The 17,540-nt window shown below is 62.7% G+C and carries 18 protein-coding genes; 6 read left to right on the top strand and 12 right to left on the bottom strand.

Features of this window, described 5'->3' with window-relative positions:
* Positions 1-180: 180 nt before the first annotated feature.
* From FNA46_RS04405 to FNA46_RS04385, 5 genes are all read right to left on the bottom strand, one after another.
* The gene (locus tag FNA46_RS04405; RefSeq protein ID WP_142881128.1) at positions 181-1,269 is read right to left on the bottom strand and encodes an extracellular catalytic domain type 1 short-chain-length polyhydroxyalkanoate depolymerase; all 1,089 of its coding nucleotides are present in this window, start codon (positions 1,267-1,269) and stop codon (positions 181-183) included.
* A 282-nt stretch (positions 1,270-1,551) separates the two neighbouring features.
* Positions 1,552-2,298 carry an SDR family NAD(P)-dependent oxidoreductase gene (locus tag FNA46_RS04400; protein ID WP_185969722.1) on the bottom strand — a complete coding sequence of 249 codons (747 nt, stop codon included), beginning with the start codon at positions 2,296-2,298 and terminating at the stop codon, positions 1,552-1,554.
* Positions 2,291-2,938: an isochorismatase family protein gene (locus tag FNA46_RS04395; protein WP_142881126.1), complete on the bottom strand. Its 648-nt coding sequence runs from the start codon at positions 2,936-2,938 to the stop codon at positions 2,291-2,293. Before FNA46_RS04395 ends, FNA46_RS04400 begins: the two co-directional genes overlap by 8 nt.
* Positions 2,939-2,961: 23 nt before the next feature.
* Positions 2,962-3,822 carry an isocitrate lyase/PEP mutase family protein gene (locus FNA46_RS04390; RefSeq protein ID WP_142881125.1) on the bottom strand — a complete coding sequence of 287 codons (861 nt, stop codon included), beginning with the start codon at positions 3,820-3,822 and terminating at the stop codon, positions 2,962-2,964.
* A gap of 32 nt (positions 3,823-3,854) precedes the next feature.
* The gene (locus FNA46_RS04385; RefSeq protein ID WP_185969721.1) at positions 3,855-4,601 is read right to left on the bottom strand and encodes a maleate cis-trans isomerase family protein; all 747 of its coding nucleotides are present in this window, start codon (positions 4,599-4,601) and stop codon (positions 3,855-3,857) included.
* Positions 4,602-4,785: 184 nt separating this feature from the next.
* Here FNA46_RS04385 and FNA46_RS04380 point away from each other — a divergent pair, with 184 nt between their 5' ends.
* On the top strand, positions 4,786-5,562 hold the full coding sequence (locus tag FNA46_RS04380; protein ID WP_142881123.1) for a GntR family transcriptional regulator: 777 nt from the start codon (positions 4,786-4,788) through the stop codon (positions 5,560-5,562).
* An 11-nt stretch (positions 5,563-5,573) separates the two neighbouring features.
* On the opposite strand, the gene FNA46_RS04375 is transcribed toward FNA46_RS04380, so the two are convergent.
* From FNA46_RS04375 to FNA46_RS04345, 7 genes are read right to left on the bottom strand one after another with little or no spacing between them, the layout of a single operon-like run.
* Positions 5,574-6,449 (bottom strand): MBL fold metallo-hydrolase, encoded by an 876-nt coding sequence (locus FNA46_RS04375; RefSeq protein WP_210245854.1) that lies wholly within the window; start codon positions 6,447-6,449, stop codon positions 5,574-5,576.
* A 12-nt stretch (positions 6,450-6,461) separates the two neighbouring features.
* Positions 6,462-7,307 carry an SDR family NAD(P)-dependent oxidoreductase gene (locus FNA46_RS04370; RefSeq protein WP_142881121.1) on the bottom strand — a complete coding sequence of 282 codons (846 nt, stop codon included), beginning with the start codon at positions 7,305-7,307 and terminating at the stop codon, positions 6,462-6,464.
* The gene (locus tag FNA46_RS04365) at positions 7,304-8,812 is read right to left on the bottom strand and encodes an aldehyde dehydrogenase (RefSeq protein ID WP_142881120.1); all 1,509 of its coding nucleotides are present in this window, start codon (positions 8,810-8,812) and stop codon (positions 7,304-7,306) included. Before FNA46_RS04365 ends, FNA46_RS04370 begins: the two co-directional genes overlap by 4 nt.
* Before the next feature lie 21 nt (positions 8,813-8,833).
* Positions 8,834-9,550 carry a GntR family transcriptional regulator gene (locus tag FNA46_RS04360; protein ID WP_142881119.1) on the bottom strand — a complete coding sequence of 239 codons (717 nt, stop codon included), beginning with the start codon at positions 9,548-9,550 and terminating at the stop codon, positions 8,834-8,836.
* A complete protein-coding gene (locus FNA46_RS04355) occupies positions 9,547-10,461 on the bottom strand; it encodes a polysaccharide deacetylase family protein (protein WP_142881118.1) in 915 nt (304 codons plus the stop codon). Before FNA46_RS04355 ends, FNA46_RS04360 begins: the two co-directional genes overlap by 4 nt.
* Positions 10,462-10,481: 20 nt before the next feature.
* Positions 10,482-11,228: a maleate cis-trans isomerase family protein gene (locus FNA46_RS04350; protein WP_142881117.1), complete on the bottom strand. Its 747-nt coding sequence runs from the start codon at positions 11,226-11,228 to the stop codon at positions 10,482-10,484.
* Positions 11,229-11,263: 35 nt separating this feature from the next.
* A complete protein-coding gene (locus FNA46_RS04345; protein ID WP_143124048.1) occupies positions 11,264-12,472 on the bottom strand; it encodes an FAD-dependent oxidoreductase in 1,209 nt (402 codons plus the stop codon).
* Between the two features lie 350 nt (positions 12,473-12,822).
* Between FNA46_RS04345 and FNA46_RS04340 the strand changes: the two genes are divergently transcribed.
* The 5 genes from FNA46_RS04340 to FNA46_RS04320 are packed head-to-tail and all read left to right on the top strand — an operon-like array spanning position 12,823 to position 17,430.
* Positions 12,823-13,740: a branched-chain amino acid ABC transporter permease gene (locus tag FNA46_RS04340; RefSeq protein ID WP_142881116.1), complete on the top strand. Its 918-nt coding sequence runs from the start codon at positions 12,823-12,825 to the stop codon at positions 13,738-13,740.
* 2 nt (positions 13,741-13,742) lie between these two features.
* Complete coding sequence (locus tag FNA46_RS04335; protein ID WP_142881115.1) at positions 13,743-14,672, top strand: branched-chain amino acid ABC transporter permease; 930 nt, start codon at positions 13,743-13,745, stop codon at positions 14,670-14,672.
* A complete protein-coding gene (locus FNA46_RS04330; RefSeq protein WP_142881114.1) occupies positions 14,669-15,475 on the top strand; it encodes an ABC transporter ATP-binding protein in 807 nt (268 codons plus the stop codon). The genes FNA46_RS04335 and FNA46_RS04330 overlap by 4 nt, the downstream gene beginning before the upstream one ends.
* Positions 15,465-16,202, top strand: a complete 738-nt coding sequence (locus FNA46_RS04325) for an ABC transporter ATP-binding protein (protein ID WP_185969720.1) — start codon at positions 15,465-15,467, stop codon at positions 16,200-16,202. Before FNA46_RS04330 ends, FNA46_RS04325 begins: the two co-directional genes overlap by 11 nt.
* A 46-nt stretch (positions 16,203-16,248) precedes the next feature.
* On the top strand, positions 16,249-17,430 hold the full coding sequence (locus FNA46_RS04320) for an ABC transporter substrate-binding protein (protein ID WP_185969719.1): 1,182 nt from the start codon (positions 16,249-16,251) through the stop codon (positions 17,428-17,430).
* Positions 17,431-17,540: the final 110 nt, after the last annotated feature.

The raw sequence follows: 17,540 nt of genomic DNA, 5'->3' as shown, positions 1-17,540 counted from the left end.
TTTGCAAAGGCCCCGCACTTTTTGGGGGCATTTCGCCAGAAATCTGTGCAAGTTGGTCACACTTGCCAAATCCACACGCGCTATTGCGCCGCGAGCGAGGGGGCAGGTGGGGCGGCGTCGTGACGGGCCGATCACGCCTGATGTCCGGCGGTCGGATCCGGGCGGTCGCCGCTTGCGGCCTCACTTCATCAGGCCGGCGGAGCGCAAGGCGGATTCGATGACGTGCTGAATGCTCTTTGGGCCATCGTTCTTGTGAACATTGTCCGGTTCTTTCGCGAGGGGTGCTGTGCGGCGCGGCCGCAGGCCATGTCTTTCGTTTGAAGGGATGAGGCCCCAGGCGCGCGCCATCTGCAGGGTTGAGGATAGCCTGGCATCGAGAATGTAGGGACCGCTTTTGCCATAGCCGTCTGCCGCATCGATCGGCGTGCCGTGGGCAAGGTCGGCCAAAGCAACATGTTCTACTGCCACACGCCCCTTGGCGTCCATCCAGGAGGTGACTGTGTAGCCGTCGCCCGCTTCATGGCGTGCCATTGCGCCGTCGATGCCATGGACACCCTGCCATTGGGTCACGATCGCATCGGCATTGGCCGGGACGACGGTTGTGTCGCGCGCGCCGTGCCAGACGCTGATCCTCGGCCACGGCCCCTGATGGGAGGACGCGGCGCGGAGAATGGCCTGAAGCCGTGCGGCATCCGGAAGACCATGGCCGCGCATGCGGTCGAAAGCCTCGGACGCGGTTCCGGCAATCCCGTAGGGCAGGCCGGCGATGATGGCGCCGGCAGCAAACACCTCGGGATAGGTTGCCAGCATCACGTTGGCCATGGCGCCCCCGGCCGACAGCCCCGTGATGAAGATGCGGGCCTCATCGATGGCATGTCGCTTCACCACGGCGTCGATCATCTGACGGATCGACAGGGCTTCACCCGATCCCCGGCGGATATTGCCCGGCACGAACCAGTTGAAGCAGGTATGGGGATTGTTCTGCCGGGTCTGCTGCGGGTAGAGCACGACAAAGCCATGGTCGTCGGCAAGACGGGACCAGCCTGTGCCGTCGTCATAGGTGGCAGCGGTCTGCGTGCATCCGTGCAGTACCACCACCAGGGCCGGATGCTTCGCCACAGCCTGCGGGACATGCAGGCGCGCCTGAAGGCGGCCCGGATTGGAGCCGAAACCGTCCAGTTCCACCAGCGGCGCATTGGACGGTGCCGGCTCGTGTTGCCGCGCCTGCAGCCTGGCCAGCCGCGCCAGCGTATCGGACATCGATCTCATGAAATCATCCTTTCAGCATCGGCCGGAGTGGCGATGACAAGGTATAACGCATCCGCCATGCAGATGTTGCTGCGGTGCACAATAAAGCGCTGATTGTGGCAGTGTGTGGATGATTGCGAGGATTTTCCCGTCTGATACGGAGCCAAAGTCTGCTTGGCACGCGAAGGGCTCCAATGTCGCGTGTCTGGATGGCCCGTCCAGGACAGCTGCAGAGGTCGAGATCCGCCTCGCATTCAGGATCAGGAAACGGCCGGGGCAGTCCGAACCTGCCCCGGCCTGGGGTCAGGGCATATAGCCGCCGCCGTTGACCCACAGCACCTGCCCGGTCATGAAGCCGCTGGCCTGCGACAGCAGAAAGGCGATGGGACCGACAATGTCGTCCGGCAGCGCCAGCCGTTTCATCGGCGTCATGGCGCGGTAGGCCTCCAGCGGGACGATGGAGGCCTGATCCTCGTCCGAGCGGCCGGTGCCGCCGCGCAGGAAGGCGGTATCCACAAGGCCGGGAGCCACCGCATTGAAACGCAGGCGCGGCGCATTTTCCACCGCAAAAGTCTTGGTCATGGCAATGACGCCGGCCTTCGAGGCGGAATAGGCGCCGTAGCCCGGGCGGATGTTGGCGGCAAGGCCGGATGCCACGTTCACCACCGAACCGCCCTCCGCCATCAGGGGAATGGCTGCCCTGCAGGCAAGGAATACGCCCCGCAGGTTGCCGGCGATGACATCGTCGAAATAGTCGCCCGGCGTTTCCGCAAGCGGCAGCAGCTGGCTGTTGTAGCCTGCAAGATTGACGAAGCCGTCCATGGTCTCCCATCGAGCGGCAAGATCGGCGAAGGCCCGGGTGACGGAGGCCGCGTCGCAGACGTCGATGGCAATCCCCGGTGCTGCCAGTGCGTGGCGCATGAGAGAGGCTTGCAGGTCCAGCACGATCACCTCGTCGCCCTGGTCCAGCAGCGAGGCGACGAGCGCGCGGCCGATGCCGCCGGCACCGCCAAGCACGGCGATGCGGCGTGGTCCGGCGTTGTCAGCCATGCGCCTGTTCCTTCTGCCCGACCGAGCGGAAGAAGGCGATGATCTCCTCTTCCGAGACCACGTCCGCATACTTGGCATTCATGTCGAACAGGTTCGCTTCATGGGGGGCGGGATGCCTGTCGCCGCAGGCTTCGCGGACCACGGTTGTGATGAAGCCATGCGACATGGAATCGACGCAGGAGGCGCGCACGCAGCCGCTGGTCGTCAGGCCCGTCAGCACCACGTTGTCGATGCCCATCGAGGTCAGTGTCGAGGCAAGCGAGGTGCCGAAGAATGCCGACGGGTACTGCTTGGAGACGATGATCTCGTCTTCGCGCGGCACAAGTCCGCTGGCAAATTCCGCCGTCTTGCGGCCCTTGACAAAGGAGGCAAGCGGCTTCGCCTTTTCGAAGAAGCGGCCGCCATTGATCCCGCCCGGCTGATAGGTGACCTCGGTCAGGATGACCGGGATGCCTTCCTCGTGCGCCACGGCCCGGATGCGCAGCGCAGAGGCCAGAGCATCATCGACCCCGGCATAGAGAACGCAGTCGGGGTCGAAATAGGCCTCGGCGAAATCGATCAGCACCAGCGCCGGCCGCTTGCCGAAGCCGGCCCTGTTGCCATAGGCAATCCTGTAATTGTCGTCGAGGTTCTCGGCCATGGCCGTTCCTTCCGTTGGCTGTTTCAGATTTCCGCGTAGCGTCGTTCGAAATTCCACACGTCCTCGAAACCCAGCAGCTTGTTGAACTCTGCAAAGGAATAGAGGTCGATCTCCGGCGAGGTGATGCCGTTTTCCTTGAGGTCGCGATAGGCCTTGTCGAGCGCGGCGCCGACGCTGAGGAAGCCGAGTGCCGGATGGATGGCAATGGAATAGCCGAGCGCCTGCAGACGCTCGGCCGAGAGGAGCGGTGTGCGTCCGCCATTCACCATGTTGGCAAACAGCGGCGCCTTGATCCGTTCCGCCACCGTCTGCATTTCCGCTTCGCTTTCGGGGGATTCGACGAAGACGATGTCGGCACCGGCTTCGCGATAGGCTTCGCCGCGCCGGATCGCCTCGTCCAGCCCAAGGCCGGTGCGGGCATCGGTGCGGGCAATGATCAGGAAATCGCGACTGGAGCGGGCGTCGCTCGCCACCTTCACCTTGCGCACCATGTCTTCCAGCGGAATCACGCGGCGGTTCGGCGTGTGCCCGCACTTCTTTGGAAACTCCTGGTCCTCGATCTGGATCGCGGTCACCCCGGCCTCCTCATAGCCGCGCACCGTGTGGCGCACGTTGAGGAGCCCGCCATAGCCGGTATCGGCATCGGCGATCACCGGCGTCTTCGTCATCTTCACAATCTGGCCAATGCGCTCGATCATGTCGCGATAGGTGGCGATGCCGGCATCAGGCAGGCCGAGATAGGAGGCGACCGTGCCATAGCCGGTCACATAAAGCGCCTTGAAGCCCAGCCGGTCGGCCATCAGTGCCGAGATGAGGTCGAAAACCCCCGGCGCCAGAATGAATTCCCTTGCCTCCAGGGCTTCTCTCAAGCGTGCATCTGCCATGGTGTATCCTCCTTGTGTTGTCGTTGTGGTGATCAGTGCTGTGCAGCCAGGCGCCCGCAGCCGGACAGCCTGTCGTCGATGCCAACCGCACGCAGCATGGCCCAGAGCGTTGCCTGGTTGGATGTGACGACGGGAACGCCGAATTCCTCCTCGAGTGTCGCAATCAGCGGCAGTGTGGGAAAGTCCGTACATGTGATCAGGATGGCATCACTGCCGGGCACGAAGGCGGCCCGCACATGTGCGGTGATGCGTTCCAGGGATGTTTCCGCGATCTGCACATATTCGGCGGGACCGCCGGCGCCGATGCCAAGGCCCACGAGACTGGCGACCTCGAAGCCATTTTCCCTCAGAAACACCGTCTCATGATGATTGAGCGCCTCGTGGTACGGGGTCGCGACCGACAGAACCGTCGCCCCGAGAGCCCTTAACCCCCGGACGATGGCGGCGGATGTCGTCACGGCGGTCACGCCGACGGCCGCGGTCAGCGCCGTGGGCAGGCTTTCGACCGGGTTGATCATCGAACCGGCAGTGCAGGCATAGGCAATCGCATCGACGCGCGCCTGTTTCAGCAGGCCGCACACCGACTGAAGATCGCGCATCAATCCGGCCTTGCCCTCTTCCGAACTGCTGTCGGGATGCAGTGGCATCCGGTGTGTGTGGAAGGTGACGCCCTCGGGCAGCATGCGGCTCCATTCCGCCTCGTTCACGGTGTTGGTGGGTGGCGTGATGAGGCCAAGCTTGGCGCGGAAGGAGTAGACGGATTGGTGACGTTCGCGCATCTTGTCCTCGTTATGTGCGTATTTGATAGCGAGAGAATGTTGTATTTGTCCAGACATATGCGCATCGCTTGTGCCCGTGTCCCCATCTTCCGCGGGGTCTGGCAGTGTCGCGCTGCCTGCTTTTCCTGTAGGGCAGGGCGGCGAGACGTCGTGATGCGTCTGAGGAATGAACAGGGAGAGGCCTATGACCGCCCGTGAGGAACGTCCCGCTGCGGATCGCGCCGGCGAAGGATTGCCGCGCTATGCGCAGATCCAGAAAATTCTCGAGGAGAGGCTGATCGAGGGCGTCTATCCGATCGGCAGCCTGATGCCGCCGGAACTGGAGCTGGCGGTCGAATTCAACAGCAGCCGAACGACCATCCGCGAGGCGCTGCGCTATCTGCGCGAGCGGGGCTATGTCGAACGTCGGCAAGGTGTCGGCACCCGGGTGATCTCCGCCACTTCCCGCTCCACCTTCTTCCAGTCCTTCGGTTCGCTGGAGGAACTGTTCCAGGTTGCCGTCGAGACCTATTACGTCGTGATGGACGTGAAGACGGTGGTGCTGGACCAGGAAACGGCCGAGCTTGTCGGCGGGCTGGCAGGCGAAGACTGGATTCTCGTCAACGGCGTGCGGTGGACGGAGCCGGGCGGCAAGCCGATCTGCTATATCCAGAGTTACATCCCGAAACGCTTCGAACATGTCGTGGATCAGTTGCCGGATCACGAAGGTCCGTTCTTCTCGCTTCTCGAACGCCATGCCGACGGGCCGATCGAGGAGGCCGTGCAGGAAATCCGCGCGCTTCCCATGCCGCCCGAATTTTCCCGCCAGCTCGGGTTGAAGCCGGGGGCGTGGTCGCTGCAATTGCTGCGGCGCTACGTCACCGAGGGCGGCGTTCTCATTGCCTCGTTCAACTGGCATCCCGCCGACCAGATGGCCTATGTCATGCACATTCACCGCACCAGGGAAGCGGCGGCGGACTGAAAAGGCCGCCGTCATGGCACGAATTCCGGGCGGTAGCCGCCGCCAGTGCGGCGGATCCGCATGGCCGAGACATGGCGCAGATGCGCGGGCAGCAGAAGGTCGTCGCGATCGGCGGCCGCCTCGAACAGCGACCGGCGGGTAGCGATCGCGCGATCCTGGTCGCTGCAGAAGCGGCTTGCCCAGTCCGGCCGGAAGACCTGAACCGGTGTGTGGACGGCATCCGCCGAGAAGACAGCACGCCGCTCGCCATGGCAGAGGCAGAGCCCCAGTTGTCCGCGGGTGTGACCGGGCAGCGCCATCAGCGTCACGCCGTCGGTCAGCGCAAAGCCGTCCTCCACCAGATCCGCCTGGCCCGCCTCGACGATCGGGGCGACGCTGTCGATGAAGGAGCCGTGATTGTGCCGGCCGGCCTCCTCGGTTTCTGCGGCCTGCCATTGCTCGAATTCTTCGCGCGAGATGAGATAGCGCGCCCGGGGAAAGGTCGGCACCCAGCGTCCATCCACCCACTGCGTGTTCCAGCCCACGTGATCTGCATGCAGGTGGGTGCACAGAACAATATCGACGTCGTCAGGCGTGAGACCGAGTGCGGACAGTCTTTCGAGGTAACCCGTTGCCTGCCGCTGGTGCCAGTCTCTCCGCTGCGCCCGCGGCTTGTGCTCTCCAATGCAGGTATCGATGAGGATCACCAGCCCGCCGATGCGCACCACATGGCTTTGCACGCCAAGCAGGATCGATCCGGCGTCGAAGTCGACATGATGGGGAGCAAGCAGGTCGGCATGCTCCCGCAAGTCCTCGACCGTGCGGCCGGGAAACAGCAGGTCGACGGGAAGGGCAAAAGGATCGAGATCGTGGACGGTCTGGATAAGGGCGGATCCGAAACGCAGCATCGGGCGGATCTCCTAGAGAATTGCCGGCTTGTCGACGGCGGGCGAGCGTGCCAGGTGCGCGGCGTCGGCGGGCGGCAGCGTCTCGTCCCATAGACGTGCGATGAAGCGGGCTCCCGTGATGCCGTTGGATTCATCGGCTGCCAGCCAACGGATTGCGCGCCGCATGATGGTGGCGGGCAGCAGATTGCCGTCTGCCCCCTTCTTGTCCGGGCTTGGCGGAAGAAGATCGGTATCGGCAGCGCCGCCCGGCAGATAGACATTCACATCGATGCCGGTTCCGGCCAGATCCTGGGCCCAGACTCTGGATGCCGCCTCCAGCGCGGCCTTGCTCGGCCCGTAGGGCGCGTAACCCCGCCGGACCATGGTCTGGTCACTGGTCGAGATGTTGATGATCTTGCCGAAGCCCTGCGCCAGCATATGCGGCACGACGGCCCGCGCCATCTGGAAAGGACCGTTGACATTGGTGTCGATGATGTCCCGCCAGGCGGCCGGATCGGTTTCCCAGAAGCGGGTGGGCGTCGTATTGAACCGTTCCGAAATCCGGCGCATGCCGAGGCCGGCATTGTTGACGAGTACATCGACGCGCCCGAAGGCAGCCAGCGTGCTGGCAACTGCGGCTTCGCACTGGTCATTGTCCGAGACATCGGCGACGAGCGCCATGGCGCGACCGGGACCTGAACGGTTGGCCTCCGCCACCGTGTCGTCGAGCGCCGGGCCTGCCTGCGAACCGATCACTGCGAGATGTGCGCCGGCAGAGACCAGTTCCAGCACCATTTCACGCCCGAGCCCGCGCGACCCGCCGGTGACGATAACCACACGATTGCGCAGCGAAGAATAGAGTTCACCCGTGCTGGTCATGATGCGGCAAGTCCCATGCGCGGCATGCGGCGCGGTTCGCGTGCAACGATCGTCGTCTTCATTTCCGTGAACATGGCCTGCGATCCTTTGGCGCCCTCTCGCCCGAGGCCGGATTGCTTGTAGCCCCCGAAGCCGGTTCTGAGGTCGCGGACGATCGGTGTGTTGACGAGAACGGTACCGGTGCGCAACGCAGCGGCGGCCCGCATGGAGCGGTCGAGATCCTGCGTCCAGACATAGCCGACCAGCCCGAAATCGCTTTCGTTGGCCTTGGCGATCACCTCTTCCTCGTCATCGAAAATCTGCAGGGCGGCAAACGGCCCGAAGATTTCCTCGCGGCAGATGGCGATGTCGTTGGATGGCGCCAGCATGGCGGTCGGCTCGAAGAAGTAGCCGGTATTGATATTGCTGTAGCGGTGTCCGCCGGCCAGCAGGCTTGCCCCTTCCGAGAGGCCGCTTTCGGCATAGCGCGTCATGCGCTCGCGCTGCGCATGGTTGATCATCGGCCCGACTTCGGTGCCGTCCGCCAAGGGGTCGCCGATCCTCAGCGCTGCCACGCGCCGGCTGAAGGTGTCGATGAAGCGATCGGCAATCCTGCGATCCACGAAGATTCGGCTGCCGGCCAGACACATCTGACCGTTGTTCATGAAGGAACTCATCATCGCCGCATCAAGCGCCCGATCGAAATCGGCATCGGCGAAGACGATGTTGGCCGACTTGCCACCGAGCTCCATGGCCGAGCCCTTGATGCCCTTCGCCAGTGCAGTCAGGATGGCGGCACCCGTGACCGTGCCGCCGGTGAAGGAGACCATGTCGATGCCGGGATGCGAAACCAGCGCATGGCCGGTCACCTGGCCACGTCCGTTGACGAGGTTGATGACGCCCTGCGGCAGCACCCCCTCGATGCGCTCCATGAGCCGCGTCACTGTCAGCGGTGTGAGTTCGGAGGGCTTGACCACGCAGGTATTGCCGAAGGCGAGCGCGCCGGCGATTTTCATGGCGGTCAGGCCAAGCGGCATGTTCCATGGTCCGATCAGCGCGCACACGCCGATCGGTTCGTAGGTGACCATGCTGAGGAGGCCTGGCTCCTGCGTGAACACCTCGCCGCCCGCCTGGTTGATGTATTCGGCAAAGAAGCGGAAATTATAGGCCGCGCGTGGAATGTGAACGTTGCGTGTCTGGCTGAGCGGAATGCCGGTGTTGATCGTTTCCAGCATGGCCAGTTCGTCGGCATGGGCAAGGATGACGTCATGGATTGCCATCAGCGCCGTCTGCCGCTCGGCAACCGTCAAGCGCCGCCATGGCCCTCGGTCGAAGGCCGCCCTTGCGGCCGTCACCGCCCGGTCCACCTCATCGACAGAGGATTCCAGCAGTGTTGCCACCCGTCGCTCCGTCGTGGGGTCGATGACCGGTATTTCGTCGGCCGGCGATGGCTTGAGAAAGGTGCCGCCGACATAGCCGGTGATCGTCAGGGGAGAGTGGATGAGTTGGTCGCGAAAGCTCGACACGCGCGTGTTCCTAGGCTGTGTTTATCGCTTCGTGCCGCGGGCAGGATCGCGCGGCTTGGGTTTGGTGGAGAGAATGTGGCCGGACATGGCAGCAGCCGCCCATTCGCTGTTGTGGGCGGCGAGTGCTGCGTGAATGTCGCGGTGCTGGCGGTTGGAACGTGCCACGTCGATCCGTTGCTCCATCACGAACTGCTTCAGGAGGACGAGGGGCAGAGACGTTGCCGGCGCCGTGAGCCGCTTCAACTGCGTGGAGCGGGTGGCATTGATGATGATGTCATGGAACTCGCCATTGAGAGCGAGAAACCGCTCGGCCACGTCGCTGCTCGTTTCGTGCTCGATCTCGGCCATGGCATCGATGAGGTGTTGCAGCTTCGCCAGTTCGGCTGGCGTGATCTTCTGCGCCGCCAGTGCTGCGCCATAGGCTTCGAGCTGCGCGCGAATGTCGAACATGATCGACACTTCCTCGTGCGAGAAATGCGTGACGAAGCGATGGCGGTTGCTGACGGTGGCAAGCCCCTCGGCCGCAAGCCGCTGAAGCGCCTCGCGGACCGGGGTGCGGCTGGTGCCGGTCATGGTCGCAAGCTGTTCTTCCGCCAGATGATCGCCCGGCTTCAGTTCGCCACGCAGGATTGCCTGCCGGATGCCGCGATAGGCCTTGTCCACCGGTCGCTGCTGCTCCGCATCCTCCGTCTCGCCGGTGATGCGGTCTGCCGTCTCATCGTCGGAAGTCCTGTTCATGCCCGTCCCGTCTCGATGTGGCTTTCGTGGTTCTGCATATACCAGGTCGCGATTTCCTCGCGCGTGGCAAACCACACGTCCTCGAACTGCTTGGCATAGCGGATGAAGTCACGCAGGGCGCGGATCCGGTACGGCTGGCCGATGACGTGCGGGTGAAGGCCAATGTTCATGAACTTGCCGGTATGGGCGCTTTCGGCATAGAGCCAGTCGAACTGTTCCTTGAACATCTGAAGCCCGCCTTCCGCACCAAGACCCTGGCGCAGGAAGCTGAAGTCGTTGACTTCGGACGTGTAGGAGACGGAGACCATCGGCTTGCCGCTGCGGGTCTGCACCATGTAGGGCTGGTCGTCGTTCAGGAGGTCGCAGATATAGATCAGCCCTTCCTCGGCCAGAATGTCGATGGTGTTCAGCGTCGAACGCAGCGAACTGGACAGCCAGCCCTTCGCCTTGAACCCGCAGAATTCCTCGTAGACCTTCAGCGTCGAGCGGATAACGTCGCGCTCTGCATCCTCGTCGAACATATTGTCGGTCAGAAGCTCGGTCTGCACGTAGTTGTGGGCTACGATTTCCCACTTGCGGTCCAGGGCTGCCTGTACGACCTGCGGCCGCTCCAGCGCCATTTTCGCATTGATGGTGCAGCTGGAGGGCACGCCTTCGGCATCGAAGATGTCGAACATGCGCCAGACACCGACGCGCTGGCCATATTCGCGCCAGGTATAGTTGGCGTTGTCATAGACATTGCCGGGCAGATCGCCGCCGACGATGCTGGGGCCGCCGGGATAATAGGGCTTCGGCGTGTCGCGCACCGCATCCCAGTATTCGAAATTGGTGGTGAGGATGATCGCGAGGCGCTTGCCGTTCGGCCATCTCAGCGGCTTGCGCTGGCTGATCGGGATGAAGTCATAGTTCATGGAAAAGGCGCTCCCGGATTTCAGTGGTGCGACAGGAGCGAGCCAAAGCCCTGCACCTTGTCCTCGATGCCGTTCTGGCGCAGCGCATACCAGTAGGTCGCGGTGTTGATGGCGATCACCGGCTTGTCCAGCCAGAACTCCGCAATGCCGGCAACCCGCGCCATCGCGAGGTTGGTGCCGACCTGGATGATGGCCTCGACGCTGGGATCGTTGACCTCGTTGATGCTGTCACGCAGTTCCTGTTCGCTGACATGGGCAATCAGCATCGGGCTCTGGCACTTCAGACCCTTCAGATGCACGACCTCGTAGCCGCAATCGGTGAAAAACTTGATCACCTGCTGGTCACCAACGGGCATGTAGGGGGTTACCACGCCGATCCGCTTGATATCGCCGTATTTCGAGAGGGCGGCCTGGCAGGCATCCGACCCCATCGTCACCTTCACGCCGGCGCGGGCTTCCACCCGCTTCTGCAACTGCACGGAGCCATCGAGGCCATCCCAGAAGGTTTCTGCCGACATCCCCATCACCAGATGGTCCGGGCTGCAGGTCATCAGCGAGTCGATCGATTGCATGATCGCCGCGCGGATATTGTCGATCAGCTTCAGAAAGTCCTCGTCGCTATGGACGGGATCATCCGGAATGGTGATGCGGGAGAAATGATTGGTCACGCCGACCGGGCGCATGGAATCGAATTCCGGTTGCACGGAGGTGTTGGTCGAAGGCGCAATCACGCCAAACTTCTTTCGGTAGCCGAGACTATCCACCATTTTGAAATTTTCCTTGATGCTGAAAGTTCTTGAGGTCAGGCAACGTTTTCCAGGTCACGCAGCGACTGGATCATCGAGGAGCGCATGAGATAGGCCTTGTGCCGGGCGTGATCCGCGACGATGCGGCGAAGCTCGTCGTGATAGGCCGCGCGCGCCGCAGGGTCGTTTTCCGCCATCATCTTGCGATTGCGGAGCGATTGCTCCTGCACCGTTTCGATCGCGACCTTGCGCCGCTGCCGATCGTACCGTTCGGTGATCTCCAGCGATGCTCTGCCGTTCCAGACCTCCACTAGCTTGTCGCACAGGTTCACGGCATCATGAATGCCGCCATTCATGCCCATGCCGCCGAGCGGATTGTTGAGGTGCGCCGCATCACCCGCCAGAAAGATACGGTTGGCGACATAGGTTGCGGCCACGCGCTGGTGAACCCGATAGGCGGTGGCATGCACCACGTCGTAGCGCCCGTCCTTCGGGCAGAGCGCCTGCAGGCGACGCTCCATGACGTCGGGATCCTTGATCTCTTCGTCGGTCTGGCTGGGATCGGTGGGCAGGAGCACGCGCCAGAGGCTGGGCGTCCGCAAAAGCACGGCCCATTCCGTCGGGTCCGTCAGGTAGGCGATGGGCGCGAGGTCCCCGATCGCCTCGTCGAACCGGAAGGTGGTCGACATGGACAGGAAGATCTCCGGAATGGTGAGGCCGTCGAATGAGATGCCAAGCGCCTTGCGCACCACGCTGTGGGCGCCGTCGCAGGCGATGAGATATTGTCCGGACAAATCCTCGCGTGATCCGTCCTCCATATTCTCGATCGTCAGCGTGACCCGTGCCTCGTCCTGGGTGACGGTCACGGCCTTTGCGCCATAGCGGATTTCGATCTGGTCGTCCGCATCGATCAGCTTGCGCAGTTCCTCCGAAAGCTTCCACTGCTCGCATTGCAGGCGATACGGATGGCGTGTTTCGCCGGCGAGAACGCCGAGATCGAAGGTGGCGATCACGCCTTCCTGGCGATCGCGGAACTGCCATGTCGGGCAGACAAGCCCCCGTTCCACAAGGGTTCCGGTCACACCGAAGCGATCGAGCATGTCGAGTGTCGGGGGATGAAAGGTCGATGCACGCAGGTCGCGCGGCAGGTCGCGACTTGTCTCGACAATGGTTACGGGAATCCCGGCCTGCGACAGGCAGCAGGCCGCAACCAGGCCCACCGGCCCGGCTCCGACGATGAGAACGCGATGCTCGTACGCCTTCATTACCAATGTGTCTCCGCCAATGTTTTCCTTGACAAGGGTCAAGTGCTAACTCATTGTGTACAACATGTCACGACATTTAAAGAGACAAACTTGAAAATGTCGCGATTTTCAATGACTCCCATGGGTTGGCTCTATGAGGGCTGCGCATGGAGAGTGAACAAACGAAGCGCCAGAAGGTGCTCAAAGTGGGAACGAAAGCGTTGAAATCTTATATTCTGGAGGGTTTTCCCGCGATCGTCCGTTGCTGATGTTGTCGCCGACTTTCCCGCCTCCGTGTCGAGGCGCGGCGATTCCGGTGATCGACCTTTTGCTTTCGGACGATATTTGTATACAAAATTGCGGGAAATCCAATGTTGTTGCTGCAGCAGTTGCTGAACGGCGTCATGCTGGGGAGCGTTTATGTCACGGTTGCCGTGGCCTTTACGCTGACCATCGGCGTCCTGAATTTTCTGAACTTCACCATTCCCACGCTGTTCATGCTGTCGGGCATGGGCGCATGGGCGCTGACGAAGTGGGGGCTTCCGCTGGTCCATACGCCCCCGTTTCCCTGGCCCATGGCTCTGTTGTTTGCGATTGTCGTAACAATCTGTGCCTCGCTGGTCGTGGAGCGCTTCACCTTTCGCTACATGAAGACGAAATATGGCGATGCGACCGAGCATGCGATCCCGCTCGTGAGTTCTCTCGGCTTTCTGCTGATCATCGAGAACCTGATGCGGATCGGCTACGGCACGGAAGCGCAGCGGATCGCTGCCTTCGACTGGGACAATACGATCACCGTCGGTGGCCTGTTTCTCAGGGTGCCGCAGCTGGTCAGCCTGCTGCTCGCGCTGCTTCTTGTTGCCGGGCTGAACTGGGTCCTCAAGCATAGCCGCATCGGCCGCGGGCTGCGTGCCATCGCCGAAAATCCCGATGCCGCCAACATTCTCGGTGTGGATTCGCGCCGCCTCGTGCCCGTCATCTTCACGCTGACCGGCGTTCTCTGCGGTCTCGCCGGCATTCTCTTTGCGATCAACTATGGCGAGGTTTCGCCGACCATGGGCGAGGATATCGGTTCCAAGGCGATTGCCGGCATGGTGATCGGCGGACTCGGCTCGATCTGGGGTGCGGTTCTGGGCGGCCTGATCATCGGGATCGCCGAAATGCTGACGATCCATTTCTTCGGCGCCGACACCGTGCAGGTCGCCGTCTGGGGCCTGTTGCTGATTGCGCTTTTCGTGCGTCCGCAGGGCCTGCTCGGCCACCATTCCATCGGCAAGGGAAAGCTTTGACCATGAGCGGTTACTGGACAGGGATCCTGACGATCCTCTCGATCAACGTCATCATGGCCTATGCGATCTTTCTGCCGGTCGCGACGGGTCAGCTCAATCTGGGAGGCGCAGGCTTTCAGGCGCTCGGCGCCTACACGGCTGCCTTTCTGTCGGCTGTTGCGGGGCAGTCCGCCTGGGCCACCATTCCGGCCGCCATGGCGGTCGGCGGTGTCGTCAGCATGGCAATTGCCTTTCCGCTGCTGCGCACCAGGGGCGTCTATCTCGTTCTCGCCACCTTCGCCTTCGCTGAGGTGGTAGCAGGGGCGATCCTCAACACGTCCGAACTGGGCGGTGCCATGGGGCTCTCCGTTCCAGAATATCTCGACTATCCCGTGCCCATCATCGCCGCGATCCTTGTGACACTCTTTGTCTTCTATCTGATGGCGACGCGGTTCGGGCTGACGATGCGGGCCTGTCATGACGACGATGTGGTGACGGATCTGCTCGGCGTGTCGATCCGCGGGGTTCGCGTGGCAGCCTTTGCCATCGGCGGCGCGCTTGCCGGGCTCGCCGGAGCGCTCTATGCCCACACCTTCAGCTTTGTCGAGATCCAGAGCTTCAACGCCTCCCTCTCCATCTATGTTCTGCTCTATGTCCTGCTCGGCGGCACGCAGTCGGCGCTCGGGCCCCTGTTCGGTGCGGCCTTCTTCACGCTGCTGCCGGAAGTGCTGCGGGCCGTGCTGCCGCAGGTGAAGGGTGCCTTGGCCGGCTTGTTCGGCATTCAGGGAGCCCTTTCTCCACCCGATGAAAGCTGGCGCTTCGTCATCCTGGGCGTGCTGACCGTGCTGATGATGATGTACCGTTCCGAAGGCCTTATCACGCGCACGCTGATCGAAAGACTGAAGCCCGGCCGTCATCCTGCCAGCGCGACCGTAGAGGAGGCCTCGGCATGACGCAGACCACGGACCGCAACATTCTGAGCCTGCGCAATGTCTCCAAGCGCTTCGGCGGGCTTTCGGTGATCACCGATGTCAGTTTTGATGTGCCGGCCGGTGCCCGCATGGCGCTGATCGGCCCGAACGGGGCCGGCAAGACAACGATCTTCAACCTGATTTCCGGTTTCTACCAGCCGAACGAGGGCGAGATCCTGCTCGAATCCCGGGCGATCCAGGGCATCCCGTCGCGCAAGCGCATTGGTCTCGGCGTCGCCCGCAGTTTCCAGAATATCCGGCTGATGCCGCATCTCTCCGTGGTGGAGAACGTGATGCTCGGCCAGCAGGCGCGTGCCGGTGGCATTCTGGACATGCTGAAGCCGCTGTCGCTGTTCGGTCGCTCCGCCTGGCATCGGGAGGCGGAACAATTGCTGGCCGACATGGACCTTCCCACCTATCCGGGCGAGGTCGTCGCCACCCTGCCATACGGCGTGCGCAAGAAGATCGAGGTCGTCAGGGCGCTTGCGGCACGTCCGAAGCTGCTGTTGCTGGACGAACCGGCGGCCGGTCTCAATGCGGCCGAGACCGACAACCTGACGGCCTTCCTCAAGCGCATCAGCGAGACCGGTGTCACGCTGCTTGTCGTCGAGCACGACATGGGCCTTGTCCGGCGGCTCTGCGACGATGCCGTCGTGCTGAACTTCGGCCGCAAGATCTATGACGGGCCGACAGCCACGGTTCAGGACAATCCGCTGGTGCTGGAGGCCTATCTCGGGCCGCGCCATGCGTCAAAGGACAGGCAAGGAGCTGCCCATGTTGCTTGAAGTTCGCGGTCTTGATGTACGCTACGGACGCACCCATGCCGTGCGGTCGGTCGATCTCGATCTGGCCGAAGGTGAGATCGTCACCGTGCTTGGCGCCAACGGGGCGGGCAAGACCTCCCTGCTGCGCGCACTGCAGGGCGCGGTGCGCGCAGCCGACGGTTCGATCCGCTTCGCAGGCGAGGACCTCACCCATGCCTCGCCCGCCGACCGGGTGCGTCGCGGCATGATGCTGGTGCCGGAAGGACGGCAGATCTTCGTCTCGATGACCGTCCATGAGAACCTCATGATGGGCGCCTATCTGCGCAGCGATGGCGACTGGATGCGTGACCTGAAGGAGGTCTATGACCGTTTTCCCAATCTCGCCGAACGGCGCGACATGAAGGCAAGCGTGCTTTCGGGCGGTGAGCAGCAGATGCTGGCGATCGGTCGCGCCCTGGTCAGCCGCCCGCGTCTGATCATGCTGGACGAGCCCTCGCTCGGTCTCTCGCCTCTGTTCGTCAACAACCTGTTCGAGCTGATCCGCGAGCTCAATCGCGGCGGCATCAGCATTCTTCTGGTCGAGCAGAACACGGCCATGGCGCTGGAAACCGCCAGCCGTGGCTATGTGCTCGAACTCGGACGCGTGGTGCTGGCCGATACAGCCGAGGCGCTTGCGGGCGATCCCGCGCTTGCTGCCGCCTATCTCGGAGGCCACGCGGCAGCCCCGGCCGCCATCCAGACGCTTTGACCGATCCAGCCAACAAAGATCACCCCATCATCATCAGGAGAGTGCCATGAAAGTCGGGTTTCGTTTCCTTGCCACTGTTGCGCTGCCGGCCCTGCTGGCCGGTTCTGCGCTGGCGGATAATACGATCAAGATCGGCAATATCGTCGCCACGTCGGGAACGCTGAAGGGCGTTGCCGAACCGGCCGTCGTATCGGCCGATATCGCGGTCGCCGAGATCAATGCCGCTGGCGGCATCAATGGCAAGAAGGTGGAACTGGTGCGCTTCGATACCGGCTCCGATCCGAAACAGGCCTCTGTCGGTGCCCGCAAGCTGATCCAGGATGATGGCGTGCTCGCCATTCTCGGTCCCTTTTCCTCGGGCGAGGCTTCCGTGGCCTTCAATGATGGCGAACGCCTGAAGGTTCTGATGATGCCGAACTCGGCATCCACGCCGGGGCTCACCGATAACCGCAATTATGCCTGGCGTCTGACGGAAGACGAATCCAAGCAGTTCACGCGCATGCTGAATTCGCTGAAGGCGCATGGCGTGAAGATGGACAAGGCCGCCATCGTCTACATCTCCGAAGAAGTCGTCTCCAATGCGTCCGGCACCAAGCTCTACCCGATGATCTTCGACAAGCTCGGCATCAAGTATGATCCGCCGATTCCGGTCCAGTACAAGAGCTTCGACATGTCGGCCCAGGCAGCGCAGATCCTGCAGGCCAATCCCGATATCGTCGCCATTGCCGCGCTGCCGGAATCGGCCTCCAAGGTCATCAAGGAGCTGCGCCGCCAGGGCTACAAGGGTCGTATCATCGGCTCGCAGATCTTCGCCGATCCGAACGTCGTCGAACTGTTCGGGCCGGAAGGCGAGGGCGTCATCATGGCAGCAAGCTTCTGGAAGGGCTTCAGCCCGCGCGCGCAGGCCTTCAACGACACCTTCGTGGCCGCGGCCGAAAAGCGCGGCATCCACAAGCTCGGCGCCCACCATTCGGATGCCCAGACCTATGACACCCTGTTCCTGATGAAGCAGATCATGGAAAAGGCCGGCGTCACCGGAGATCCGTCGAAGCTTTCCGCCGAACGTCAGGCGGTTGCCGACCAGATGAAAGGCGTGACCTTCTCGGGCATTCTCGGCAACAATATCTGCTTTGCCGGCCATGACGCCGAACTGCCCGGCTATGTCATCGAGATCAAGGATGGCAAGTGGACAAAATATGACGAGGCGCCTGCCGATCCCTGCAAGTAACGGGCGCCGCCCGGTCGCGTCCGGTTCGGCCGGGCCGGTCATCCCGGACGCCGATCATCTCGTCGTCGGAATGCCCCGCGCGCGCGGCGTGGGGCATTTGCCGTTTATGC

This window comes from Affinirhizobium straminoryzae (genome assembly GCF_007004135.1).
GTDB classification, from domain to species: domain Bacteria; phylum Pseudomonadota; class Alphaproteobacteria; order Rhizobiales; family Rhizobiaceae; genus Neorhizobium; species Neorhizobium straminoryzae.
The sequence above is the reverse complement of the archived record's forward strand: the minus strand, read 5'-3'. Positions and strand labels throughout refer to the sequence as shown.